The sequence below is a fragment of the Pseudarcicella hirudinis genome, assembly GCF_900115665.1.
In the GTDB taxonomy this organism is placed as follows: domain Bacteria; phylum Bacteroidota; class Bacteroidia; order Cytophagales; family Spirosomataceae; genus Pseudarcicella; species Pseudarcicella hirudinis.
In genome coordinates, this window is the sequence record NZ_FOXH01000009.1 from 13,069 (window position 1) to 38,223 (window position 25,155).

The window sequence follows — 25,155 nt, forward strand, 5'->3', positions numbered from 1 at the left end:
AACCGTTAATTAAACATGTTATGAATGTGCCGGTAATTAACGACACTAAAGGTTAATTTCACCAAGTAAATCCTGCATACTAAAAACACCTTTTTTCCCGGCAATCCATTCCGCAGCAACTACTGCTCCGAGTGCAAAACCTTCACGGCTGTGCGCCTGATGAAGAATTTCAATCTGGTCTACATCAGAAATATATTTGATGATATGTGTTCCCGGTACTTTTCCTTCTCTCTGAGACCAGATCGGTACTTCGTTTTCTTCAGCAATCTGGTTATTCACCCACGTTTCTCTGCCATCAAGATTCTCTATTATTCCTTCTGCGAGAGTAATAGCAGTTCCGCTAGGAGAGTCTTTTTTCTCAGTATGATGAATTTCTACCGTAGAAAGTGAATACTGCTTATGAGGATTCATGATCTTTGCCAGCAACTTATTAAGTTGAAAGAAGATATTTACACCGATTGAATAATTTGAGGAGTAAAAGAATGCTCCGCCTTTTTCTTGTGTTAATTTATCTATTTCAGGTTTATGTTCTAACCAGCCCGTCGTTCCGCAAACTACAGGAAAACCTTTTTCAATACAAGCTTTAACATTTGAATATCCGGAACTTGGATGGCTGAATTCGATGACTGCGTCAACATCACCTGAAGAAAGGGCCTCAAATTCATGGCGATTGTTGAGGTCTATGCGGGCAACTATATTATGGCCCCGGCTTATGGCAAATCCCTCAATAACTTTCCCCATTTTGCCGTAACCGAGTAATAAAATATTCATGAATGATTGTTAGTTAAGTAATAGCTTTTGTACGGTACTAAAATTATATCTTCTCTTTCTAAGTCCTTCCGTTTTATCTTTTGGAATTAAAATTTATAGTCATTTTTATTCCGGCAACTGCCTGATAGGAAGTATTGTTCATGTCAAAATTTGGCTGAACTTTTAATGAAATATCATCAGACAGATCAAATGTTTTCAGGTGTGCTGAAACATTGGCATCTACAATATTCAATCCCCACATCAACACAAGAGCGATATATGATAAATCTCTGTTTCTTCTGTAAAAATCAACCTGTGATTTCAATTGGTTTTCTGTCAGATCCCTTGTCTGAGTGGTTCCGTAAAGAACCACAGAAGTATTAGCCTTTTGATAATTGTCTCCTCCCGGTGCAAAGGTCATGTAATAATTGAGATAATGACCATATCTGAGGTCATTAAATGAAATAGCCCAGGCTATTACACCAAATCCTCCGTAAACCAGTGGTAATTTCCAATACTGCCTGTTATAAATCTGCCCAAAACCCGGTAAAACCAGTGAACGAAGTGTGGCTGTCCGGGGAACAATTTTATGTTTTGGTTTCTTTTGAAGACTGTCTGAATTAACGATCTTACCAGTTTCACGAATGAGTGAATTTTTTAAAGAATCCTGAACCTCCTGCGCTTTCGTTTGTATGAAAATTCCTCCTGAAAAGAGAAAAAAGAATACTATTATTAGATTTTTCATGTGTGATTGGCTTTTCCAATCTGAACGTTAGATTTACTGATCCATTGAAGGACTTAAGAAAATTTAACGAAAATTAACCAAATTTAGTCTGACGAAAAACGGTCTGCCTAAACCTTAATTGAAAGTAAAATTTTGTCTAATTCTTCCTGCGAAGTGAAAGGGATTTTGATTTCTCCTTTTCCTTTTTCATCAGCTTTAACGGTAACTTTTGCTCCGAAATAAGCCTGAAGTCTGAATTGAAGGCTTCTGATTTCCTGCTTGATTCCTCCTGCTTTCTTTTCAGTTTCATTAGAAGCAATAGCCGCATTAGCCAATTCTCTTACCGATTCTTCAACTTTTCTTACCGACCATTCTTCGGCAACAGTCTTTTTGAAAATTTCCAGCTGCTGGTCTCTGTCGTCGATATTAATAATTGCTCTGGCATGACCCATAGAAATCTTATTATCACGAAGAGCTACCTGAATTACATCCGGAAGTTTGAGCAAACGCATGTAATTGTTAACTGTAGTCCTGTTTTTACCTACTCTGTCACCCAGTTCCTCCTGTTTCAGGCTGCATTCTGTCATCAAACGCTGATAACTTAAAGCAATTTCGATAGCATTAAGGTTTTCACGCTGAATGTTTTCAATCAAAGCCATTTCCAGCATTTGCTGGTCATCAGCTGTACGGATATAGGCGGGAATGCTTGTCAGACCTACTCTTTTGGAAGCCTGCAAACGTCTTTCTCCTGAAATTAACTGATATTTATCCTGAGCAATCTGGCGAACTGTAATAGGCTGAATAATACCCTGAACACGGATAGAGTCTGCAAGCTCGTTAAGTGCTTCCTCATCAAAATGCGTTCTGGGTTGATATGGGTTTGTCTCGATAGAATCAACAGGAATCTCATTCATCGAACTGATCACTTCAAGACGAGTCGGACGATCCTTTTCAGGGCGATTCTGGTTTACATTTACCGTGTCGGAATCCTGAAGTAAGGCACCAAGTCCTCTACCCAGTCCAACACGTTTTTTCGAGTTCAATTCTATTTTCTGACTCATCGGTCGAAATGGTTTAAATTTTTTAAATTCTCAGAAAAGAGTAAAGACTCTTTCTGAAATTAATCTTGCGTCACGTATCCATTTTTAGCTAATATCTCTCTGGCAAGATTCAAATAACTAATCGCACCTTTACTTTCCGAATCATGAGCAATTGCCGGAACACCGAAACTCGGTGATTCAGACAATCGGATATTTCTTGGAATAATGGTATTAAAAACCATGTTCTGGAAATGGGAAGTCACTTCGCTTACTACCTGATTTGAAAGGCGTACCCGCAAATCATACATGGTGAGTAAAATGCCTTCAATTGCCAGACCTGTATTTAATCTTGACTGGATAATTTTAATGGTATTGAGTAATTTCCCTAAACCTTCAAGCGCAAAGTATTCGCATTGAACGGGAATAATCACTGAATCGGCCGCAGTAAGGGAGTTAATAGTAATCAGACCCAGAGAAGGAGAACAGTCGATGATGATAAAATCATAATCTTTTATCAGATCTTCAAGGGATTCCTTCATCTTTCCTTCCCGGTTCCGAAGATTAATCATCTCGATTTCTGCTCCAACCAAATCAATATGAGAAGGAATGAGGTGCAGGAAGGGAAGGTCCGTCTCGATAACAATGTCACGAGGTTTTACCCCATCTACCATACATTCATAGATACTATTTTCAATCTCCTTAGGGTTGTAGCCTAAACCAGAGGTAGAGTTAGCCTGTGGATCTGCATCAACGATCAGTGTCTTGAATTCAAGTGCGGCAAGACTAGCTGCCAGGTTTATAGTGGTAGTAGTTTTGCCAACTCCGCCTTTCTGGTTGGCAATTGCGATTACTTTCCCCATTTTATACATTTGGATTACGAACATCAAATATCCAAGATTAATGCCAATTTTACAAAAACTGTTTCACAAAATGTTTCACGTTTTTTGATTTATTCGAAAAGTTATATGGCAGCATCGTGTGATTGAATAGCTGATTATTAGTATATTAGGCTAAATAAGTTTGAGGAACTGGTAATTTATTTACTTTTAATATTCTTGGTAAAGTTCAATAAAAAGCGGCATAAGTTCCAAAAGATCAACGAGATAGTCCTTATTTTACCTTAAATTAACTTATCTTACACATAACGGAAAGCTTCTCTCAGAATTGTAGGTCTGGTTAGTTTGATGTATTTTAGCATGTTTTTAGTGTTAAGTAACTTTTAAAATACACTTTCATCCTTAACAAAAATTTTATGGAATCAACAAACGAAACAATTATGACTGCACCCGAAAGGAAGGGTAGGTACCCTAAATCGATTCCCTTTATTTTGGGTAATGAAGCAGCAGAACGTTTTAGTTTTTATGGAATGCGATCCATTTTATCCACGTTTCTGGTAGCACAATTCTTTAATCCGACCGGAAACCCTGCTTTACAAACTGTCGCCGAAGCGCAATCCAACGAAAAAGTGCATATGTTTGTAGCACTCGCTTATATAACACCAATGCTTGGAGGGATTCTGGCAGACTGGTTCTACGGAAAATACAAAGTAATTTTATATATTTCTATTCTCTACTGCTTCGGCCACCTGATTCTGGCGCTTTTCGATACTAATCTTGACATTTTTTCTTACGGACTTCTCATCATTGCTATCGGAGCAGGAGGGATCAAATCATGTGTGTCTGCTAATGTGGGAGATCAGTTTGATAAATCCAATGAACACCTGATGTCTAAAGTTTATGGCTGGTTTTATTTCGCAATCAATACAGGATCAGTAGTTTCTAACATCTTTATTCCTATTATTTATTTTAAATTCGGGGCTTCCTGGGCTTTTGGAGTGCCGGGAATATTAATGGCATTGGCTACGCTGATTTTCTTTTCAGGAAGAAACAAATACGTGAAGGTGCCGCCAATGGGTATCAACCGTGATAATTTTGTTTTCATAACATTCTACGCATTAACGCATTTATCGAAAAAACAAAAAGATGAAAACTGGCTTGATGTAGCAAAAAGCAATTTTAACCCTGAAAAAGTAGAAGGAGTGAAGGCTGTTTACCGTGTTTTGGCTGTTTTTGCCTTTATTCCTGTTTTCTGGGCTCTGTGGGATCAGAACCTTGCAGAATGGGTTTTGCAGGCTACAAAACTGAATCTTAATACAGGATTGGGAATTATTTTCCTTCCTGAGCAGGTACAGGTTTTAAACCCTATTTTCCTTGTCTCATTTATTCCGGTATTTACTTATTTTATTTATCCGACCCTCGAAAAATGGGGTATAAAAGCTACTCCATTGCGTCGTCTGGGCTTTGGATTTTTTCTTACAGCACTTTCTTTCCTGATTATCTCTATGATCCAGCAAAGCATCGATGGCGGAGGAAAACCTTCTGTCTGGTGGCAGATTCTGGCTTATTTGTTTTTGGCATGGGGAGAAATCATGGTATCAATTACCGGTTTGGAATATGCCTATACCAATTCTCCTAAATCAATGAAAAGCACCATGTCTGCCATTTGGTTTTCAACTGTTTCGATCGGGAATTTATTTGTATCGAAAATAAACAGTAATATCGCTGAGGGAGGTTTCTTTGCACAATTGCACGGAGCTAATTATTACTGGTTTTTTACAGGCCTGATGTTAGTGGCAACGGTTTTATTTATGCTGATTTCAGGTAGATTAAAAGAAACCCGATACGTCGGATAATTGCTCGCATTAAGTTTTCTGCTTAAAATAAAAGCCCTGTTTCGTTATTGGAACGGGGCTTTTATTATGCTCTGTGAGCCACAGCGCATGGTATGGTAAAGACATAAAAAAACCTCCGTTGAAGGAGGTTTTTTTATTGAACGAAAGAAAAACTAGTTGTCTTTCTTCACATAAGTTTTGTTGCCATTTGAATTGATGTAGTAGTGACCGCCTCTTGGACCTTCGTAAATTGTACGGCCTTTATCATCTTTTCCGAATACTTTATCTTCTCCTGCTACGGCTTTTTCCTGCGCTTTTGTTGCTTTTTTAACTTCAGGCTTAACCGTTGGGTTTTTATCAGCTACTTTTTTGCTGGCTTCTACCGCTTCAGTTTTTTCTTTTTTCTCCTTTTTTTCGGCTTTTTCTACTTTCTCTACCTTATCAGCTTTTTCAGCCTTCTCCTTTTTCTCTTTTGCTTCAGGTTTTTCTTTGGTAGCTTTTTCAGTTTTCTCAACTTTTTCTTTTTTATCTTTTGTTTCAGCAGCAGCTTCTTTTTCTTTTTTCTTGGCTTCTTTTTCAGCCTTTTTAGCTTCTTTTTCTGCTTTTTTAGCCGCTTTGTCAGCGTCGTCTTTTGCTTTGTCAGCAGCTTTTTCTTTCTTATCTGCTTTCTTTTCTTTTGTAGTTTCGTCTTTAGCCTTTTGAGCGTTTACATCCATTACGAATAAACCGCAGATCAATAAGGAAAGTGCAAAGATTTTTTTCATGGTAATTGCTTGTTAAAAAGTTAGTAAAAAGGTTAAGTTTGAAATGGTTTTGTTTAGGTTGATTTACTGGAATATCCGGTTAGACGGAGATTTTACCGGAATGACTCATTTTTGGCTCAAATATTTTAATTGTAATTGAGATTAGCAATAAAAAAACTTAAGTAAGTGAAAAAAAATATGATTTAGCCCTTGTAATCACTTATTTTTTATACTGAAATACTTGAACCGATTGTTTAACGGCAGATAAACTTTTAAATTATACGTGAAAGAAAGAATTTATCTGTCAGTAATAAAATAAGTTTTCGTATGCTATTAAAAACTTAGTTGCTTCAGGATAAGCTTCTGATTTTAATTTGTTGTAAAAGTTTAATGAGCGTATATTTCTTTTTGTATCAGAATGCCACATAAATCTCTGTAAAATGAATCAAAGTAATCACTTTAATGAGCAGCATCTTGAAAGTTCAGACTTTATAACGGATATCGTCATCGGGATGTCTGACGGATTGACGGTGCCATTTGCTCTGGCAGCAGGACTTTCAGGAGCTGTAGCTTCTACAACTATTGTAACAACCGCAGGAATTGCGGAAATTGTAGCTGGTTCTATTGCAATGGGTCTGGGAGGATATCTTGCCGGAAAAACAGAGCAGGAACATTATGACTCTGAACTTAAAAGAGAATTTGAGGAAGTTGAAACAGTACCGGATAAGGAAAAAGAGGAGGTGAGGGAGATTTTCGCCCATTATGGACTGGATTCAGATGCCCAGAAAATTATTGTAGAAGCATTGGCCAAAGACAAGAAGAAATGGGTGGATTTTATGATGAAATTTGAACTTGGACTGGAAAAACCTGATGTTAACAGGGCCAGGAATTCCGCTTTAACAATTGGGATTGCTTATATTGTTGGCGGAATAATTCCATTATCCCCCTATTTTCTGGTAGATCACGCCAGCGACGGATTAAAATATTCGGCATTGATTACGATTCTGACTCTTTTTATTTTCGGATATTTTAAAAGTAAGCTTACCGGGCAAAATCCGGTATTGGGGGCCTTAAAGGTTACTGCAATCGGAGCCGTAGCAGCCGGAGCTGCTTTCTTTGTAGCGAAAATTATCGGAGCATAAATAAAACCGGGACTTAAGGATTGATGAAAATGGCTCATAAAAGCCTGTTTCCCTGAAACTTAAGTCCCGGTCCGGTATTTAAAAACCTACCGCTGTATCATCACTTCTTACATCTGCACCACCTTCCAGTTTACCATTGGGAAGAACTAAAATACAATCCATTCTGCCAATTGTATTCTTTTGCATTTCTAAGTTATAACCACGTTCCTGAAGTTTTTTAATCGTTTTCTCGGTAAATGCACCTTGTTCAAAAACGGTTCTGTCAGGCAGCCATTGGTGATGAAATCTGAGTGCATCTACAGATTGCTGCATCGTCATATTGTGTTCTAAAACATTAATTATTACCTGAAAAACAGAAGTGATGATTGTTGAACCGCCGGGAGTACCGACTACCATCAGAAGTTTTCCATCCTTTTCGATGATGGTAGGAGTCATACTCGACAGCATCCGTTTATTTGGACGAATAGAATTGGCTTCTGTTCCGATTAATCCATAGGCATTGGGAACGCCGGGTTTTACGGAAAAATCATCCATTTCATCATTCATGAAGAAACCTGCACCGTCAACAACTACTCTGTTTCCATAAGAATTGTTGAGGGTAGTTGTAATGGCCACGGCATTTCCTTCTTTATCTACTACAGAAAAGTGAGTAGTTTCGGTACTTTCATAACCAGGAACGGCTCCTCCTGCTATTTCCTTGCTATCTGAGGCTTTGGCAAAACTGAAATTTTTCCATCTGTTTTCGAGATAGTTTTTATTCGTGATTTCTCCCACCGGGACTTTTACGAAATCCGGGTCGCCAAGCCATTTTGCCCGATCGGCATAAACTCGTCTTTCGGCTTCAATCATCACTTGTGTGGCAGAATCTGAATGCCAGCCCCATTTGGAAAGCGGGTAAGGTTCTACAAGTTTTAGCAATTGAATCAATGCCACGCCACCGCTCGAGGGAGGAGGCATACCAATGACTTTATAGTTTTTATAATTGTCAACGAGAGGTTTACGCCATTGCGCCTTATAATTGTCGAGGTCTTTCTGTGTGATAATACCTTTGCCGCGACTCATTTCTTCAAGAAGAAGTCTGGCATTTTCACCTTCATAAAAACCTGCTCTTCCTTTTTCCTGAATTCTTTGAAGTGTTTTGGCTAAATCTTTCTGAATCATGATATCACCTTCCTGCCATTCAGTATTGTCAGATTTAAGGAAATATCTTTTGCCGGGATTATATTTGAGCAGATCGTCTTTGATCCGATTCATGCCCCTGGCTTCTCTGGCTGTTAATTTTACACCATTGCCGGCAAGATCAATAGCGGGTTGTAAGACTTTCTCCCAGGAAAGTTTTCCGAATTTTTTGTGCATTTCAACCATTCCATCTACTGTTCCGGGAACTCCGCTGGCTAAATGTCCTACAAAACTCAATCCCTGAATAACATTTCCCTGAGCGTCAAGATACATATCTCTGCTGGCTGTTTCCGGAGCTTTTTCACGGTAATCCAAGGTGTAATTCTCACCTTTTTTATCACGGTAAACCAGAAAACCGCCACCACCGATATTTCCTGCTGCGGGGTGACAAACTGCCAGAGCAAAATTTACCGCAACTGCCGCATCAATGGCATTTCCTCCGGCTTTCAGAATATCCACACCAACATTTGAGGCAATGGGATGAGTGGCAGCAACCATTCCGTTTGTGCCATAAACGGATTCTTTTTTGGCAAAAAACGGAGAAGCGTTTGGATCATCCGTAAGAAACTGATAAAAGCCCTGACCTTCTTTCACTTTTTTATCGCTTATCGATTGGCTGACTTTTGAAGTGGTACAACTGTAAAGACTACAAACAGAAAAAGTAATAAACAGTAGTTTTTTAGTATTCATTGGCGAAGTTTTTTTTATTCAATAATAACAATTTTAAGCGAAAAAAAAAAGCCCGATGCCCCTGAAAAGAGCAATCGAGCCTGCATAACTGGTATTATCGGGGATTCTTTACAAAATCTTGTAAATATCAACAGAATCGATTTTGTCTTTCAACTCTTTGATATTGATACTTGATTTGATGGCAGAATCTTTCTTTTTCTTTTTGGTTGCCAACTCTTTCATCAGATCATCATAAACCATCTGTGCATTTCTTTCACCAACTGCTTCAATAATGTTGTTCCCTTTCGCTACATTGATTGCCTGTTTTACCTGCTCATAATATTTGCTTTCAAGATCAAAATACTGATCGTTGATGTTGATAAATTTATTACAAAGATCCTGTAAGTAGTCAAGGTTGTTATTGACATGTCTTACATCCAATTCTGTTTGCAACAGTTCTCCGAGGTTGATTCTGTTATCTTTCCCGGTGTATTTTCCTTCGATCTCAGCGATGTGTTTTTTCATGAAATCGGTTGAGAATTCACCCATCATATAATTGAAATAATCGTCTAAAGACTCATCAGGTCTTACATCTCTCGGATTATAACCCAGTCTTGGAGCATCTTTTTTGAACTTTTCCAATAAATCAATCTGCATGGCTTCAAGCAGGGTAACGGTCTGGGAACTGCTGCTTTGGTTAAGGATATTAGCTCTGTCCAGAGAGTTGTAAAACCCTGTATAACGTTGTAATTCCTTCTCAAACTCCTTGATTTTATCAAAATTCACTTTTTTATCCTGAACCCCGGCTGAATAGGCTACGTTAACTGCTGCAGTTGAAAGATTTACTGCCTGAGAAGCATAGGGAATAAAGCCGACAATAGGGCTGTCTTTAAGACTTTTCAGCACATTCATAAAGCGCTCATTTTTAGATTTACTGCTAAAAATGGCTTTATTTTGAGCTGTTTTCAGGATAACTTCTTCAAAAGAAAAGCCCAGAGGCCCTTTTTCCACACTGCTTAATTTTTTGATATAACCCTGGTAATCCTGATTGATAACCTGAGATTTCAAATCAATAATATCATCGCTTAAAATCTTATATACTTCTGTGCTTTTCAGAAGATTGGCCTTGATTTTTTCCCATTTTGTACGATCTGTTAAAGACTGCGTTTTAGAAATATCATTAAGAGACCGGCTTTGGATCTCAAGTCTGCTGCTTAAATTTTCATTCTCATTTTTTAGGCGGTTTACATTATTCTGGATATTTAAAAGTAAAGTATCTGAAAATATCTGACTATATCCTGAGAATGAGATTGCTGATAAAAGTAGGATGATTTGAAGTTTTATTAGTTTCATAAGTTGTACTATTTTGATTGACTTGTACGGCACTGTTTTGGTTTACACAATACAAAATTGATAAGTTTTTTTCTATTGTTTATGCTGTTCTATCTTAGTTATGCTCTTAAATGATTAGACGGTCAGTAAAAAAGCCGGATTTGGAGGACGTTAATTGTCTTTGGATAATGCAATCAGACAGGTCTGAGAAATAAAAACCATATGCTTTCAGCCTGATTGTATATTCAGTGATTTTTGACAGGAATTAATATTAAAGTTGTTTCATCGGAAAGAAATAAAGGCTGTTTGTTTACGCTCTTACTGTTAAACGATGAATAAACGTTTATGAATATAAAAATATTGAGATAGTTCGTTTAAATTTTTAAAATGACAGATGTTATATATGATTATTTTAGGAAGAATCAGTTAATTAAAGTGTCCGGAAATGTATAATGGGCTGGAAAAGCGGATAAAAATTTGGTTTTTAGGCCTTAGAAAAGAGGTACAGAATAAAAGAGTGCCGGGAAAGAAAAACAGATGAAAATCGTTAAACTCAACTTAAAAACAAAAAAGTACATTTTCCAGATTTTTCTGGAAAATGTACTTTTTAAAAGGATGATATATTCTTTTTAACAGACCTGAATAGCTTCTATACCTAGTAATTCCGCTAGTTTTGTGATTTTCGAGCCTACATGACCTATACCAACTGCGCAGTGGTGGGCGGGGCCATGCTGATTCCAGTTTTCCACGAATTTTCTGGCACCAATCGGAAATCTGTACCGACTGTTCGTATTGCCAATTTCCAGGATTGGCCCTTCCACGGATTCTCCTTCTGCAAAAAGCAAAGAGACCTTCCCATTCAGGTTTTCAACTACAGAAAGTAAGGTTACTTTTCCTTGTTTTACAGACATTTCTACTGACAAACCCCTTCCGACTTTGCCGTGATAGACTTTTAAGGGTCTGACCTTGATTTTACCTTCCGCAATAGCAATATGGCCAGGCCCGTCATGACCCATCAGAACTACATCGTCTTTGAAATCCATGGCATAATATTCTGTGAAAGATCCTCCGGCACCAAAACTGTCCATAATTTTCATAGCCTGAACGTTTTTGATTTCATATTCTCCAGCCACCGGAATCCCTTGGGCAGTGAGCAGGGAGTTGCCCAGAATCACAGAGCTCATGGTATCTTCATTCGCAGGATTGCCGGAACCTTTATGATAGTAAGCCATTGAACCTAACTGATGTTTTTCAATGAGTTTGTCAAGCGCTACCGAGGTTTTGGCTGCTCTGTTTAGCTCTTCCGGAGAACAGTCGGGTTGTATATCGAATATCTCCTTAAATTGAACAATCTGGCTTTCAATTTCATCCTGGCTCACACTTTCTTTGATGGCCGAAAGTTCATCCACTTCAATAATTTCAATATGTCCGCCGAAAGTTGCACATTGCAGCGTAAGGTCCGAGTAAATATCAAGCATACCGCTGTAATAATTGCCCATTACCCCTAAGCGATTGTGATACATGGTGTTAGCAGCATTTGCTGCGGCAATCCATTCTCCGGTTTCATTCCATACGTGAGGATCATCCTGTAACATTCCGGTAATCTGGTAAAAAGGAATGCGGGATCTTCTGAAAACATTAGCTATTTCCGGAACCGGGCAGGCCGAGCAGTAAGCAAGCCATTCTCCTGTCATTTTGGTACGATCTTCCAGGTTATTAAACCATTGGTAATCAATTGCTGCTTCAGGAGCCAGGTTAAGCACAATTACCGGAACTTTTGCTCTTTTTACAACAGGTAAAACGGTAGAAGACAAGGCATAGGTTGTGACATAGAGAAAAATTAAATCGACATCAGCTTTTCGGAAATCGTGTCCTGCTTCGAGGGCTTTTTCCGGTGTATCTATCAATCCCAGGTTTACGACTTCTGCACCAAAGGTTTGCAGTTTTTCTTCTACGATTGTTACGTAATTGCGAAGCCTGTCTTCCAATCCCTCAAACTGACTCCAGTAGGCTTCGAGTCCAATTCCGAACAAACCTACTTTCAGGTTAAAATTTGTAGCCATTGCTAAATTTAGAAATTAATAAATTTTATTGGGATTTTATTGATTAATTATATGAATATTTTGTAATCAAGCTTAAAAATATAGGCTGAAACATTTCTAACTGTCATGCACCGTCACGGAGGTGGAAGGGAATATCAGAGAAGGGAAAGAGGATTTCTGTTTTTAGTATTGCCCGGATTGTAAAGGTTGCAGGCATTTTTAATAATATTTGAAGCAAATAATACAATCATAAATCAAATTCAAACCTTAATTTTGCGCTTCAAAAAAACAATCATTATGTCATTAGTAAATTTTTTAAACGAACTTCAGACTAAACCTGAAAACATTGAATTTCCGGGAGTAATTGCTGCTATCGATCAGTATTACGACTTTGAGCCTACGGCTTTTCAGAATGGAGAGACCCGCAATGAAGCCGGACAGAATTCGGGTTCCTGTAAACTCTTTTCTTTTGCTCAGCTTCAGGGATTCACAAAGCAGCAGACATTGGATTGTTTCGGTGCATATTACAGAACAGACGTTCTTGGAAATCCGGAAGGAACAGATCATCAGAACATCAGAAATTTTATCAGATTTGGCTGGGAAGGTATTAAGTTTGAAGGGGAAGCTCTAAGACTGAAATAAATTTTAAGGGCGATGAATTCATCGCCCTTTTATTATATACTCAAATTTCTCAGTCTGCTATTCCGGAAGGGATTTTGTATTCTTTTTAAATGGATTCAATTTAACTACCGGTTTGACTCTGGAAGGTTTTGCAGACTTACCGGCAACAGGGGTATAGAAAATACTCTGACTTGTGCAATAATTGCTGTCAAACAGTTTTGCATCCCCTTTCTCCATGAATTTTTTCAGCTCTTTTAACCCGTCTTCAGGTTTAAAAGGAAAGGTTTGTTCCAGTTCCAATATAGCATTGAAAGCCCAGTCTGACATTTGAGATTTCAAGTCAGCCAGCAAATTATCCCATTTCCCGGATATTTCATTATTGCAGAAAACAGTCCGTTCGTTTAATACGTTTTCATCCCATTCTTTTCTACGGTACTGTTTGTTGAAGGAAAACAGGTTTTTTCCTGCTTTGGTATCTGTCATGGAAACTGAGATCTGCCAGTTGCTGACTTTTCCTGCTTCATTTTCAGAAATTGCTTCGATCGCTACAGCATCGAGGTAATCATTATAACTTCTGGACAAAGCTACACGGGCATAAGTACAATAAACCATGACGCTGCTTTTCAGTAATTTAAGATTCGCTTCATCCTGTAAGAGAAAGTAAATTTCTTTTCTGACCGAAAGATGCAGTAAGGCAAAAGCCCAGAAAGTTGAGAAGGCGGAGGAGGGTTCACCGGAAACAAAACGAGGAAGATGATTTTGAATAATGACATCAATTGCCTGAATCTGAATCAGCTTCTGTTTGGGATCAGTCTGAATAAGATAGGTGTCAAGATCATTATGAATTCCTTGCAAAGTCAGTTCGAGCTGTTTAAGATTATATTCCGCAATTTTTTGAGAAATCAGCGCTTCAACCTGCTCTTTAATCTGATCCCAGAGAGAAACCTCAGTGTTGGGCCAGAACATACTGATCAGTTGTGAAAGCACACCCCCGACAGTCGGAACTTTACCGGCAACAAATTCTGCAATCTTTTTGGCTGTATTATTATCCAGTTCAATCTTACTGACGATAATCGCCTGTATTTCAGTTTTTTCATTCATAGTTATAGTATTTGGGGTTTAGTAAATAACAGGGCAAGAGACATGCTCAAAGATAAATATTAATACCAGTTCTCAGAAGGTATTTTTACGGTATTTACACCCTCAGAACATAAAGAAATACAATTTATTATTTACCGGGAAAAAGAGGAACAGCATGAGATAAACGGGTGATTTCGTACCAAAGTAGATGAGCCGGGGCGGAAAACAGGGGATTAAACAGACTTTTCTGATTGACCGGAGAGGGAATGAACACTTGAAATACAAATCTGACGAAGGTATTAACCGGATTAGTCGGGCTTGTAGTATTGAGGAACCCTCAAAGATAATCGTTTCATTTTAATGTGGCTGAAATGAATTTTTCTTTACTGGTTTTTCAAAGTGGAAAATCCCCGTCAGCCAGGCCGACAGGGATTTTTATAAGGCACAAAACGTCTTTTAATGCTGCTTATTTCGCCAGAACTATGATTATTTTGCCTGATTCATTTCTGTATTTACTGTAATGTCAATGTCTTTGCCGACAACCAGTCCGCCGCCTTCGGTAGTTTTGTCCCATTTTAGGTTATAATCAAAACGATTGATCGTAGTTTTTGCTTTAAATCCGGCTTTAGTTGTTCCGTACATAACCGTATTACCACCGTAAGTGACATCAAATGTGACAGGTTTTGTTATGTCGCGAATGGTCAGGTTTCCGGTAAGTTTGTATTTATTACCTCCCAAAGGGCTGAATGAACTGCTTTCGAATTTGATTTGCGGGAATTTCTCGGCGTTGAAAAAATCATCAGACTTCAAATGCGCATCTCTTTTTTCGTTGTCGGTATTGATAGAATTGACATCAATCGTAAAATTGATTTTGGCATCAGAAAAGTCAGCTTTGGTATTTTCCATACTTCCTTCAAAAAGCTTGAAAGAACCCTCTACTTCTGAAATAACTAAATGGCTGACCGAAAATTTCACACCGGAATGGGCTTTATCAATGGACCATTTTACAGCGGCGACTTTCCTTGCAGTCCGGGTTGCCGGATGTTTTTCATCCGTAGATTTGAATGCAGAAATAAAGACTAAAAGAAAAACAATAACGAGGGATGAGACTGGTAATTTTTTCATATTAATTAGTTTTTAAAGATTAGTAAAATCAATGATTCAAAAAGCTAATGTTACTGAAATATTTACTGAAACTAATTTACAGGAGATAGGAGAAATATATTACAAAATTGTGATAAAATGGTGTTTTTCCAAATAATTAATCATTGTAATACTGAATTTCAGGATTATCCCTGAGGTATGGAGCGTTCAATCCCTCGTTTGATCAGGCTATTTTACTGCATATTTTGCAGGATTTTTGTCGAATCTCTCTTTGCAGACTACACTGCAAAAACCAATTTTTTTGCCTTTGTGTGTCGAAACCGACCTGGTATCTTTTGAGATACTCATTTTGCAAACCGGATCAATTGTATTTTCTGCCGGATTAGTCTGAGCAGCATGAGCATGTTCTGTTTTAGCTCCCGCCGGCGTTTTAGGGGTTTGAGCCTGAGTGAAATTTGCTCCTAAAACAGCCAGAATGATAAGAAAACGTTTCATATGCAAGATTGATTTTGTTTAAATGTTTGGCAAAAATACTAAAAAAGATAAGTAAGATGTATTGTCGTTCGGGCATTTGCCTGAAGTTCCCCTTTTGAAAGCTCCTGAAAAACAGGCTGCTGATGATTGATTCCAATACTGAATTTGTCAAAAAAGCTCTCCATCCCTAAGGTCGCCATTCCGACATATCCTCCTGTACGATTGTTTACAACTCCTGCCGACTGGTCACTGTCAGAATGTTCAAAATACATTCCTGAATTGGGCATCAGGGTAATTCCCCCTGTTTTGTAAGTATAAAAAGCAGATGCTGAAGTCGTTACTCTATTGCCAAAACGATAGTTATTGCTGTTTTCAGTATTGATTTTATAAGTTAAGTCTGTATTCAGACCCCAATTGCGATAACGGATAGTATAAATTGCATTGAGTATAAAATCGGTACTTCCTGTTCCGAGTTGAAAATTTGGATTATCCACCTCGGCTGTACTGGCTGGATCATAAAGATAACGGCCGGTAGGCAATTTTATTCCCCCGCCGATAAGGAGATTCTGGTCAATTTTGTGAGCGGTAGAATCCCAGAACGTGTTAAATACATTATAATGCATAATCAGACTTGCATCTCCTAAGCCTTGAATTTTTGTGGTCTGATTGGCTTTAACTAATGTTTGTGCATTAAAATTATAGGGTAAAAAAGCCAGCACCTGTGTTTTTTTGAAAGGATAAAATCTCCCCCATAATTCGGTACTTTGGAATACCTCTCTGGTTTGCAGCAACTGACTGTTTAAATGAGAATCAAAAGAAGAATAACGATATCTTATGCCCATGAATCCCCGGTGAGATTGTGGCAAAATCCCAAAAAAAGATCCTCCGTTGGCACAACCGCATAGGTCGCAGGCAAAAGTATCTAAGTTGCAGAGCAACAGCATGAAAAGAATAAATTTCTTCATAATTATTGGTTGATGAAACGCTTGTCTTTCAGAAAGGTTTCATCCGTTAAAGTCTTTAAAAAAGCAATAATCCGGGATTGCTCCTCCTTACTGAGCTGAATGCCTCTTTTACCATTCTGATTAAGCAGCGGATCCAGATTTACGGTATTCTGTACGCCTTCTGCATAATGTTCCAGAACGGCTTCAAGGGTATAAAACCGCCCGTCGTGCATATAAGGAAGGGTTACTGCTACATTTCTGAGACCCGGAACCCGGAATTTGTATTTATCCTTATCATTTTCTGTAATTCTATACCTGCCAACGTCCATACTTCCCTGAATGGTTAACCCATTGTTTCTGTAACTTTTGTCTGTAAAAAGCTCTCCGGCATGACAAGACGAACATTTTTGTCTGAAAAGAGCCATTCCTTCCAATTCTTCCTTTGTGAGCACTTCTCCCTCGTTTCTGATGTATTGATCATATCTGGAATTAGCGGAAACGAGTGTTATCATAAATTGAGAGAGTGCCTGCAGAAATTTTGCTCCGGTGATTTCTTCTGACCCAAATGCCTTTTTAAACATGGGTGGATATCGCTGAGTTTTACGGAGTTTTTCCAACACATTCCCGGTACTTTCATCCATTTCTACAGGATTTTCAATAGGCGCAATGGGTACAAAATCCAGATCGCCGACACCGCCATCCCAGAAAAACTCAGATTCCCAAGCCAGATTTTGTAAGGGAAGGGAATTTCTGACTCCTTTCAGGTTGTTTATGCCATGACTCAAATCATGACCATGGTGTGTAAAACCATAAGGCTGGCTATGGCATTCCGCACAGGAAATAGTACCGTCCTTTGAGAGAATTCCATCATAAAAAAGGGCTTTTCCTAGCTCAAATCCATCAGAACTTATGGGGTTTTTCTTTAAATCATAAACAGGCTGCGGAAAATTTGCCGGAATAGAAAACAACGATTCCGGTTTTGCCTGCTCCGTTTTGGAGCAGGCTATAGTCAGCAGGGCGATTGAGATACAAATGAGTTTTTTCATGCCAGTGCTTTTGAATAAATTTTCCAAAGAATACTGCCAGTCAGCAGGATGATACTTAAAAGATGGAAAAGCAGAAAGACCCGTTGGAACTTTCTCTCTGAATTGATCTCCAGTATCTCAAAAACCTGCTCTTTAAAACTTAAAGCCGGAGGAAGAATGACGCCTGTCCCTTCAAGCAGTGTTTCCAGAAGTTTTCGTTTAAACATATCATTATTAGTCATTATGAACGTGGTCAACGATAAACATATTCTTGTAATTATCTGCAATAGGAGAGGCATCCTTTGGATTGTGAACCATATTGGTGGCAGATAAACTGATTTTGTTTACACCATCAAAAACCCTGGTAATATCCGACACCAGATGAATGGTTGGGGCGATACTTTTACGCACGGTAGCCTGCTGTGGCAGAGAAAGTGTGACTGTTCTCAGGTTATTGGGAGTGACTGCAGTTCTCCCGCCAAATCCGCCGATATGAAGCTGGAATGCTTTAACTCCGGCTGAGTTAGCAGGTGCTACCGGAGAAGTTCCTTCAAATTTCAGGAAAATATAGCCTGAATTCCAGGCCCAGTACATATTGTCAGTACCATAAGATGTTTCATCCAGAACACCCGTTCTTTCAGCAATATTTGAAACGCTTTTGGTACTATCTACGCCTATCAAAAAGGTTATTTCTTTATAATCTCCGGCCGGAACATCCTTAAGTACAGGAGTTAATGTTTTCTCATCTGCCTGACGGATCAGGAAATACTGATTCGGAAACTTTACAATTGTTCCGTCACTTTTCTTCAGAGCTACATTACTGATGAAATAATTAAACGTAGTAACCGTAAACTCCTCTCCGGATCCGTTTTTATAACTGGTAGTAGCTAAAGCCAGTTTTTGTGCTCCGGCACGATTGTCAAATTCAAGCGTTAAGTTGTTTTTATCATTTGCTCCCACAGGCTCTACCTCATCTTTTTTACAGGCAGTCAGGGTAAAGGTTAAAGCAAAGAATATATAGGCCAAAAATGCAGTATGTCTTTTCATTTGTGTTATCTTTTTTATGTTTTTGAAATAAGGATTGTTCCTGAAAAATATCATCTGACCGGGAATCCGTCCGGTTCTGCGAATCTTTTGTCTTTCAGAAAATCGTTGTCTGTTAATGTATTCAGGAAAGCCAGTATCTTCCTTTTTTCTTCCGCAGACATAGGAATGCCTAAACGGCCATTTTGTTTGAGGATCGGATCGAGATTTGGCGTGTCCTGGACACCGGAAGCATAATAATCCAATACTTCCTGAAGAGATTTGAAACGACCATCATGCATATAAGGGAGAGATTCCCCAACATTCCGCAGGGTAGGAACTTTAAATTTAAAACGGTCCGTAGCAAGATTAGTAATCCTGAATCGTCCCTCATCTACCACCACCTGAATCGTTGGTTTCCCATTCACATATACCACTTTTGATCTTTCAAATTTTGATAAACCATTGTTTCTGAAACTTCCGTCTGTAAATAATTCTCCGGCATGACAGCTTTTACAACCTTTGCTTTCGAACAGTTTCATACCATCCGATTCATCGTTGGAAAATGTGACATTTCCTTCTTTTCTGACATATTTGTCATATTTTGAATTAGCAGAGACCAGCGTAAGCATAAATTGAGAAAGTGCTTTCAGCATCTTATCCGCAGTAATTTCTTCTGATCCGAAAGCGGCTTTAAACTTAAGCGGATAGCCTTTCGTCATTCGAAGCTTTTGCACGACATTGTCCATTTTATCATCCATTTCATCAGGATGTTCAATAGGTACAATTGGTTGTTTATCAAGGTCTTCTACTGCGCCGTCCCAAAGTAAGCTTCTTTCCCAGGCAAGATTCTGTAAGGTCAGGGCATTTCTCAATCCTGTTCTCCCATCAATTCCATGGCTTAAATCATGCAAATGGTGTGTGAAAACAAAGTATTGCCGATGACATTCCCCGCAGGCAATCGTGCTGTCACGGGAGAGAATTCCATCATAGAAAAGGGCTTTTCCCAACTCGAAACCTTCCTGAGTAATCGGGTTTTTATCAAGCTGATAAACAGGTTTCGGGAAATTGGCCGGAATTTCGAACAATTTCTTCTCTTCTTCCGGAACGGGTACAGAGGTATTACTTTTCTGACACGCTATGAAAGCTGTCAGAAAAAAGAAGGCACAAAAAAGTTTTCTCATATAGAGGCTACGAATTTGAATAACCGGGTTGAGATACAGAATAAGAGACCGGAAAAAAAGGAGCATAACTAAGCTTCAGCACATTAAATATGTTGAAAAGGATAGTTCTCCCGGTTTTCTTCCGGAAATTAACAGGCAGGAAAGTTTCAGTAATTTATGCTGAAGGAGGGTGAAAAACTGAAGAGATAAAGGCGTTTGTATAAATCTTCAGGTCTGGAAAAATTACAATTTTATCCGCCGGATCATGAGACCAGTTGAAGGTAAAAAGAGATTGGTTTTCGAAAACTTCTTCAAGAATTTTCTTGAAGGCCTGACTTTGCTTATTCGTTTCTTTACTGGCATTGTCTTCGGCAATTTTATTCAGTTTTTTGGCCAGATAGCACTTTCCGTTACAATGCAACTCGGGCTTAAACCTGTTTTCGCAAAGGTTTTTGATAATAAACGCTTTTCTTAATTCGAAATCCATGTATACGAGCGGCACAACCAATGTTCTGACATTGATTAAAACCAGGAGGAACAGAGCTATGTAGTTTTTTCCACTCATGAATAGAACCCGCTAACGCCCTGCAAATATACAAGCCGGCAGAAGGATTTAACAATATGTTTTAAGCAGAATGTATGATTTTTCACAAAAGCATCTGAGCTTTATAAGAATTGTAATGGCTAGTTAGAGTATAAGTGATTGATAGTTAGTGTATTATTTTCTTTTGAATAAAAGTGTAGTTCCGGCAGTACTGTTATAGAAATTACCAATTGAGAAAGAGTTCTGGTCGATAAATTTAAAAGAAACCTGTTTTTTGGCACAGGTGCAGCTACTCACAAGGTCTGTTACTTCAATCATATTATCCTTTACTGTGAAGCTGTAGATACCTTCTCCGGCTATTGGCTGTTCGTTAGGCTCCCGTAATTTAAGGGTAAAGACAGACGCAGACTGGTCAGCAAAAATGATCTGGTCTTTACCATTGTTAATTTGCCATGAACCTTGCAGGTTTGGTTGAACCGCTTCTTCTTTTGAACAGGCCGCAATGAGACAGATAAAACAGAATAACAGTAGTAAAATGCTGAACTTTTTCATAGATATTCCTGGATTTGTGATTTGAGGTTTTACTTAAAGCAGATAAGTGTGTTTTGAATATTAATTTTCAATAAAGATAGTATTAATTTACTGATTATGAGTGTTTTATTGTAGAAGTAAATATACCTTAATTCTCAAATAAGGTATATTTACTCTATTTTTTTTCGGGAGAAAAGTGGAAATTCAGGAGGTTTTTCTGATACACAACCTAATTTTTCCAAGACCTTATCCGACATGAAAACGCCTCACAAAATTGTTATCAGCCAGAGTAGTATTAAGTTGATTGCCTACCGTGGCATTGGAATGGTATTACTGGCATATGATCTGCCGGAAAACCTGATGCAGAATCTGGCAGGTTTTGCGATCAGGCGTACTTCTCCGGATGGTAAAACTGAATTTTTACCCAATCAGATTAGTTTTCTCCGGAATTATTCTGAGAGTACTGTTGACAAACAGGAAAAACTCTGGTTTTCATCTGAAACTTCACCTTTTCAGAAACTTCGCTGGCTGGATGTTCCGACTCCCTTACTGACGGGAAAATATCGTTACGAAATTATTCCGACTTATTTTAACCCAGATTCTGCTAATCTGAAAGCAGGCCCTTCTGCTTCACTGGAAGTTGAACTGTACAATAATCACCCGAATAAACTTGATATCGGGTTTACCAGGGGCTATTTGTCTTCACAGGCTTACGCAAAGAAGTTCCAGAATACTGCCATTCGCCCGGATTTACCGAAAACCATAAATTTCGATACCAAACCCTTTGAAGCCAAATATAAATGGCTGGGAGGGAAAGCCCGTAAAATGATGGTTGATTTTCTGGCAGAATGTTCGGAAGATTCTTCAATTGAGGTGAGAGCTATGATTTACGATTGTGATATGCCGGATTTTATTGATTCTCTGAAATTTTTAGGCCCAAGAGTAAAAGCTATTATTGATAATGCCAGTCTTCATACCAAAAAGATCAATACGGTAAGGGGAAATGCTGCTTCCGGCGATCCATCTGCAGAAACCCAGACAGAGAATGTTCTGGAAGCGGCGGGAGCAGAAGTGGTGAGAGGACATTTCAACAGATTTCAGCATAACAAAGTGCTTATTCAGTTAAAAAAGGATCCTGTTTCCGGAAATCTGATTCCACAAAAAGTATTGACAGGCTCCGCTAATTTTTCTGTCAGAGGTTTTTATGTGCAGGCCAATAATGTACTGGTAATAGATGATAAGGATGTAGCAAATCATTATTACGACTATTTTAATCAGGTATTTACCGAAATGAAAAACGGAAAAAGCGGTCAGGCTATTGCTAATAAGCCGATTACTCAGCAGTGGTTCGATTGCCCGAATCCGGAATTACCTAAATTCAGCGTTTGCTTTTCCCCTCATGACGATTCCGGAGATTCATTAACAAAGGTACTGACAGAGTTAAATTCGGCCGAAAGTTCTGTTCTTTTTGCTGTAATGAATATTGGAGGCGGAGGAGATGTTCTGAAGTTTCTGAATAACCTGGATGCCAATGAGAACAAGAAAAACCTCTTTTATTACGGAATAATCCAGAATGCCGGAAAAGATGCTGAGGGAAATGAGGATGAAGATGCCGACAATGGTACCATTGAAATGAAAAGAAAGAATCAGACAGAAGAAGAAATCGTTTCATTCAGTTACCTGAAAGGAAAAGTACCGCATCCATTTCAGGAAGAAATTTCAGGGGGTATGGGACAAGTGATTCACGATAAGTTTATTGTGGTGGATTTTAACTCAAGTAATCCCGTGGTTTTTACAGGTTCTTCAAATTTGTCATCCGGAGGTGAGGAAGCCAATGGTGATAATTTACTGGCTATTTATGATGATGAAATAGTAACTGCCTTTGCTGTTGAAGCGGTTAGATTATTCGACCATTATAATTTCAGAACAGCTTTGAAAAAAACAGATGATAAAAATGCGACTGCAACTACCCCTAAACCTATTTGTCTGAAAGAAACCAGTGCCGAATGGCTTGATGGTTACCAGGATCCGGCTAACCGGAAATACCGCGATCGTAAGTTTTTTATAAAGTAGAACAAAGATTTTCCTTTGCAGGATATTGAACAGATTATTTTCTCTCTTTGGAAATTGTCGTAGTTTTACCTTGATTTCATCAACTACTTCTTCCATAAATATGAAAAAAATACTGTTCTTGGGGTTATGCCTGACTTTCTTCGTCAATTGTAAAGGCGCGGAAAATATCCCTGAAAAAAAGAGTCCTTTGTCTCACGAAAGCAATCAGATAACAGTTCCCATCGGCGGGAATAGCTGGGTGAGCGGTAAACATGCCGAAGATCCGGTTTCAGAAAAAGGCTTTTCCAATTGGACTGACAAAATGGACACTTTACAGACCTATGTCCGTTTTGCCAGGCCCGGGAAAGCCATTTTTTCGCTGCATGGACTTGTTCCGAAAGGTGTAGCGAAACTTTGTGTTATAGTGGCCGGACAAAGTCAGGATTTTGAAACAAATGGTACCGAAGAACGTGATTATCTCATTGGTCAGTGGGAAATTAAGCAGGAAGGATATGTCTTATTGCAGGTAGTTGGTTTAAGTCAGACAGGTGGAACATTTGGCTCATGGAGTTCCTGGGGCATCAGCGGCCCGGCGGTTGATGAACATACCACCTTTGTGAAAAATAATGAAGGAGATTATTTTTACTGGGGCAGACGAGGTCCTTCAGTTCATTTGAATTATAAAATTCCTGAAAGCCAGGATATCGAGTGGTTTTATAATGAGCTTACCGTTCCGGTGGGACAAGATCCGCTTGGGTCTTATTTTATGGCAGATGGTTTTAAAGAAGGATATTTCGGGATGCAGGTCAACTCAGAAAAAGAGAGAAGAATATTGTTTTCCGTATGGAGTCCTTTTAAAACCGATAATCCTCAAAGTATTCCTCCCGAACAAAGAATCGTTCTTCTGAAAAAAGGAGAAGGTGTTTATACCGGAGAATTTGGAAATGAAGGTGCCGGAGGACAGAGTTATCTGAAATATAGCTGGAAAGCCGGGAATACCTATAAATTCCTGTTGCAGGGTAAACCTTCCGGTAATAATACCACTACTTATACCGCATACTTTTTTGCTCCTGAAGAAGGGAAATGGAGAATTATTGCCAGTTTTCAAAGACCCCAGACTAATACTTATCTGAAAAGTTTTCATTCCTTTTTGGAGAATTTTTTACCGGAAAAGGGAACGCAGGTTCGTAGTGTACATTTTGGAAATCAGTGGGTTGCAGATAAGTCCGGAAACTGGACAGAAATAAATACTGCCACATTTACCGCTGATGCTACCGCCAGAATCGGTTACAGAATGGATTATGCCGGTGGAACAGTTCAAAATCAGTTCTTTCTGAAAAACTGTGGTTTTTTTAACGATTTCGTACCCATGAAAACCTCCTTCAGCAGAAATCCGGCAGGTAAAAAGCCGGAAATTGATTTGACAAAACTCCCGTAGGCTTACATGAGATCAAAGCCCGGAAAGCTGATTTTATGTCAGTATTCCGGGCTTTGATTTTTAATATGACCCTTTAATACAATGTTTTTCCTTCCAGAAAATCTTTAGCTTTTTTCTCATCAAATCTATACAGATATGGAGCTTTATGAGCACCGCCGCTCCATTTTTTATCAAGCCTTTCAAGAATTTCCAGACTCAGGATTTTTCTTTGAAAATTGGCCCTTATCAGCTTTTTGCCTAAAATGGTTTCATAAAGACTCTGCAATTCGGCCATAGTGAAGGTTTCCGGAAGCAGATTAAAACCAATCAGTTTAAAGTCAAGCATAAGCCTCAGGGTTTCTAATGCTTTTCTGGATATATTTTCATGATCAAAAGCCAAAGGAGGCATTTCATTGATGTCATACCAATCCCAGGCATCAGAAAATAAATCAGGAGTAGGGACAGCTTTTGAGAAATCTACCAGAGCATAATAACCTACAGTCACGAATCTTTGTAACAGCCAGTGTCCCGGTTCGGGAGTAACCCCGTTTTTAAGCATAATTGTTTTGTGAATTTCAATATCTACCCGGTTGGTCTCTCCGAAAGTGTAAAATTGCTCCAGATAAATGTTTTCAAGCCCGGTTCTTTTCTTCAGAACCTGTTTGGCAGCATCATCAATATTTTCATCTTTATCAATAAATCCACCCGGTAAAGCAAAAAAATCAGTGTTTTTGAATTTTAGTAAAAGAATCTTTAACTGGTTATCGTGAAATCCAAAAATCACGCAGTCTATTGATAGACAAGGGAATAGTTTATCTCCGCTGTTAATGAAATCGATGAAATCCTGGTTGTTATTCATTTAATCTTTACTCAATTAATATGTTT

General features: G+C 38.6%; 24 protein-coding genes. 5 read left to right on the plus strand and 19 right to left on the minus strand.

Annotation, left to right across the window (positions count from 1 at the left end; all coding sequences use genetic code 11):
* Positions 1 to 45: 45 nt before the first annotated feature.
* The 4 genes from dapB to BM179_RS15420 form a co-directional block, all read right to left on the minus strand.
* The gene (gene dapB / locus BM179_RS15405) at positions 46 to 771 is read right to left on the minus strand and encodes a 4-hydroxy-tetrahydrodipicolinate reductase (RefSeq protein ID WP_092018053.1); all 726 of its coding nucleotides are present in this window, start codon (positions 769 to 771) and stop codon (positions 46 to 48) included.
* 73 nt (positions 772 to 844) lie between these two features.
* On the minus strand, positions 845 to 1,495 hold the full coding sequence (locus BM179_RS15410; protein WP_092018054.1) for a DUF5683 domain-containing protein: 651 nt from the start codon (positions 1,493 to 1,495) through the stop codon (positions 845 to 847).
* Between the two features lie 107 nt (positions 1,496 to 1,602).
* Positions 1,603 to 2,535 (minus strand): ParB/RepB/Spo0J family partition protein, encoded by a 933-nt coding sequence (locus BM179_RS15415; protein ID WP_092018055.1) that lies wholly within the window; start codon positions 2,533 to 2,535, stop codon positions 1,603 to 1,605.
* A gap of 59 nt (positions 2,536 to 2,594) precedes the next feature.
* Positions 2,595 to 3,374: a ParA family protein gene (locus BM179_RS15420; protein ID WP_092018202.1), complete on the minus strand. Its 780-nt coding sequence runs from the start codon at positions 3,372 to 3,374 to the stop codon at positions 2,595 to 2,597.
* Positions 3,375 to 3,766: 392 nt separating this feature from the next.
* On the opposite strand from BM179_RS15420, the gene BM179_RS15425 reads away from it, so the two are divergent.
* On the plus strand, positions 3,767 to 5,206 hold the full coding sequence (locus BM179_RS15425) for a POT family MFS transporter (RefSeq protein WP_229632960.1): 1,440 nt from the start codon (positions 3,767 to 3,769) through the stop codon (positions 5,204 to 5,206).
* A gap of 152 nt (positions 5,207 to 5,358) precedes the next feature.
* Here the strand turns inward: BM179_RS15425 and BM179_RS15430 are convergent, their stop codons facing one another.
* Positions 5,359 to 5,949 (minus strand): hypothetical protein, encoded by a 591-nt coding sequence (locus BM179_RS15430; protein WP_092018056.1) that lies wholly within the window; start codon positions 5,947 to 5,949, stop codon positions 5,359 to 5,361.
* Positions 5,950 to 6,368: 419 nt separating this feature from the next.
* Between BM179_RS15430 and BM179_RS15435 the strand changes: the two genes are divergently transcribed.
* The gene (locus BM179_RS15435; RefSeq protein ID WP_092018057.1) at positions 6,369 to 7,070 is read left to right on the plus strand and encodes a VIT1/CCC1 transporter family protein; all 702 of its coding nucleotides are present in this window, start codon (positions 6,369 to 6,371) and stop codon (positions 7,068 to 7,070) included.
* Positions 7,071 to 7,148: 78 nt separating this feature from the next.
* Here the strand turns inward: BM179_RS15435 and ggt are convergent, their stop codons facing one another.
* The 3 genes from ggt to BM179_RS15450 form a co-directional block, all read right to left on the minus strand.
* A complete protein-coding gene (gene ggt / locus BM179_RS15440; protein WP_092018058.1) occupies positions 7,149 to 8,939 on the minus strand; it encodes a gamma-glutamyltransferase in 1,791 nt (596 codons plus the stop codon).
* A 108-nt stretch (positions 8,940 to 9,047) separates the two neighbouring features.
* Positions 9,048 to 10,271 carry a hypothetical protein gene (locus BM179_RS15445; RefSeq protein ID WP_143095242.1) on the minus strand — a complete coding sequence of 408 codons (1,224 nt, stop codon included), beginning with the start codon at positions 10,269 to 10,271 and terminating at the stop codon, positions 9,048 to 9,050.
* 608 nt (positions 10,272 to 10,879) lie between these two features.
* The gene (locus tag BM179_RS15450) at positions 10,880 to 12,313 is read right to left on the minus strand and encodes an arabinose isomerase (RefSeq protein ID WP_092018060.1); all 1,434 of its coding nucleotides are present in this window, start codon (positions 12,311 to 12,313) and stop codon (positions 10,880 to 10,882) included.
* Between the two features lie 276 nt (positions 12,314 to 12,589).
* Between BM179_RS15450 and BM179_RS15455 the strand changes: the two genes are divergently transcribed.
* A complete protein-coding gene (locus tag BM179_RS15455; protein ID WP_092018061.1) occupies positions 12,590 to 12,934 on the plus strand; it encodes a HopJ type III effector protein in 345 nt (114 codons plus the stop codon).
* A gap of 57 nt (positions 12,935 to 12,991) precedes the next feature.
* On the opposite strand, the gene BM179_RS15460 is transcribed toward BM179_RS15455, so the two are convergent.
* The 10 genes from BM179_RS15460 to BM179_RS15505 all read right to left on the minus strand — a co-directional run bounded on the left by BM179_RS15460 (position 12,992) and on the right by BM179_RS15505 (position 20,822).
* The gene (locus tag BM179_RS15460) at positions 12,992 to 14,014 is read right to left on the minus strand and encodes an insecticidal delta-endotoxin domain-containing protein (RefSeq protein WP_092018062.1); all 1,023 of its coding nucleotides are present in this window, start codon (positions 14,012 to 14,014) and stop codon (positions 12,992 to 12,994) included.
* 465 nt (positions 14,015 to 14,479) lie between these two features.
* Positions 14,480 to 15,118: a YceI family protein gene (locus BM179_RS15465; RefSeq protein WP_092018063.1), complete on the minus strand. Its 639-nt coding sequence runs from the start codon at positions 15,116 to 15,118 to the stop codon at positions 14,480 to 14,482.
* A gap of 207 nt (positions 15,119 to 15,325) precedes the next feature.
* Positions 15,326 to 15,592: a YHS domain-containing protein gene (locus BM179_RS15470; RefSeq protein WP_092018064.1), complete on the minus strand. Its 267-nt coding sequence runs from the start codon at positions 15,590 to 15,592 to the stop codon at positions 15,326 to 15,328.
* A 38-nt stretch (positions 15,593 to 15,630) separates the two neighbouring features.
* Complete coding sequence (locus BM179_RS15475; RefSeq protein ID WP_092018065.1) at positions 15,631 to 16,536, minus strand: hypothetical protein; 906 nt, start codon at positions 16,534 to 16,536, stop codon at positions 15,631 to 15,633.
* 2 nt (positions 16,537 to 16,538) lie between these two features.
* Complete coding sequence (locus BM179_RS15480) at positions 16,539 to 17,561, minus strand: cytochrome-c peroxidase (protein WP_092018066.1); 1,023 nt, start codon at positions 17,559 to 17,561, stop codon at positions 16,539 to 16,541.
* Positions 17,558 to 17,767 carry a hypothetical protein gene (locus tag BM179_RS15485; protein WP_143095243.1) on the minus strand — a complete coding sequence of 70 codons (210 nt, stop codon included), beginning with the start codon at positions 17,765 to 17,767 and terminating at the stop codon, positions 17,558 to 17,560. Before BM179_RS15485 ends, BM179_RS15480 begins: the two co-directional genes overlap by 4 nt.
* Before the next feature lie 7 nt (positions 17,768 to 17,774).
* Positions 17,775 to 18,587 carry an MbnP family protein gene (locus tag BM179_RS15490; RefSeq protein ID WP_092018204.1) on the minus strand — a complete coding sequence of 271 codons (813 nt, stop codon included), beginning with the start codon at positions 18,585 to 18,587 and terminating at the stop codon, positions 17,775 to 17,777.
* Between the two features lie 50 nt (positions 18,588 to 18,637).
* A complete protein-coding gene (locus BM179_RS15495) occupies positions 18,638 to 19,747 on the minus strand; it encodes a cytochrome-c peroxidase (protein WP_092018205.1) in 1,110 nt (369 codons plus the stop codon).
* Between the two features lie 154 nt (positions 19,748 to 19,901).
* On the minus strand, positions 19,902 to 20,213 hold the full coding sequence (locus tag BM179_RS15500) for a hypothetical protein (protein ID WP_177219424.1): 312 nt from the start codon (positions 20,211 to 20,213) through the stop codon (positions 19,902 to 19,904).
* Positions 20,214 to 20,444: 231 nt separating this feature from the next.
* Positions 20,445 to 20,822 (minus strand): hypothetical protein, encoded by a 378-nt coding sequence (locus BM179_RS15505; protein WP_092018069.1) that lies wholly within the window; start codon positions 20,820 to 20,822, stop codon positions 20,445 to 20,447.
* Positions 20,823 to 21,056: 234 nt separating this feature from the next.
* Here BM179_RS15505 and BM179_RS15510 point away from each other — a divergent pair, with 234 nt between their 5' ends.
* On the plus strand, positions 21,057 to 22,874 hold the full coding sequence (locus tag BM179_RS15510; protein WP_092018070.1) for a phospholipase D-like domain-containing protein: 1,818 nt from the start codon (positions 21,057 to 21,059) through the stop codon (positions 22,872 to 22,874).
* Positions 22,875 to 22,974: 100 nt separating this feature from the next.
* Positions 22,975 to 24,291, plus strand: coding sequence for a DUF3472 domain-containing protein (locus BM179_RS15515; protein WP_092018071.1), 1,317 nt, complete (start codon positions 22,975 to 22,977; stop codon positions 24,289 to 24,291).
* Between the two features lie 73 nt (positions 24,292 to 24,364).
* On the opposite strand, the gene BM179_RS15520 is transcribed toward BM179_RS15515, so the two are convergent.
* Positions 24,365 to 25,129 (minus strand): NUDIX hydrolase, encoded by a 765-nt coding sequence (locus BM179_RS15520; RefSeq protein ID WP_092018072.1) that lies wholly within the window; start codon positions 25,127 to 25,129, stop codon positions 24,365 to 24,367.
* Between the last annotated feature and the right edge of the window lie 26 nt (positions 25,130 to 25,155).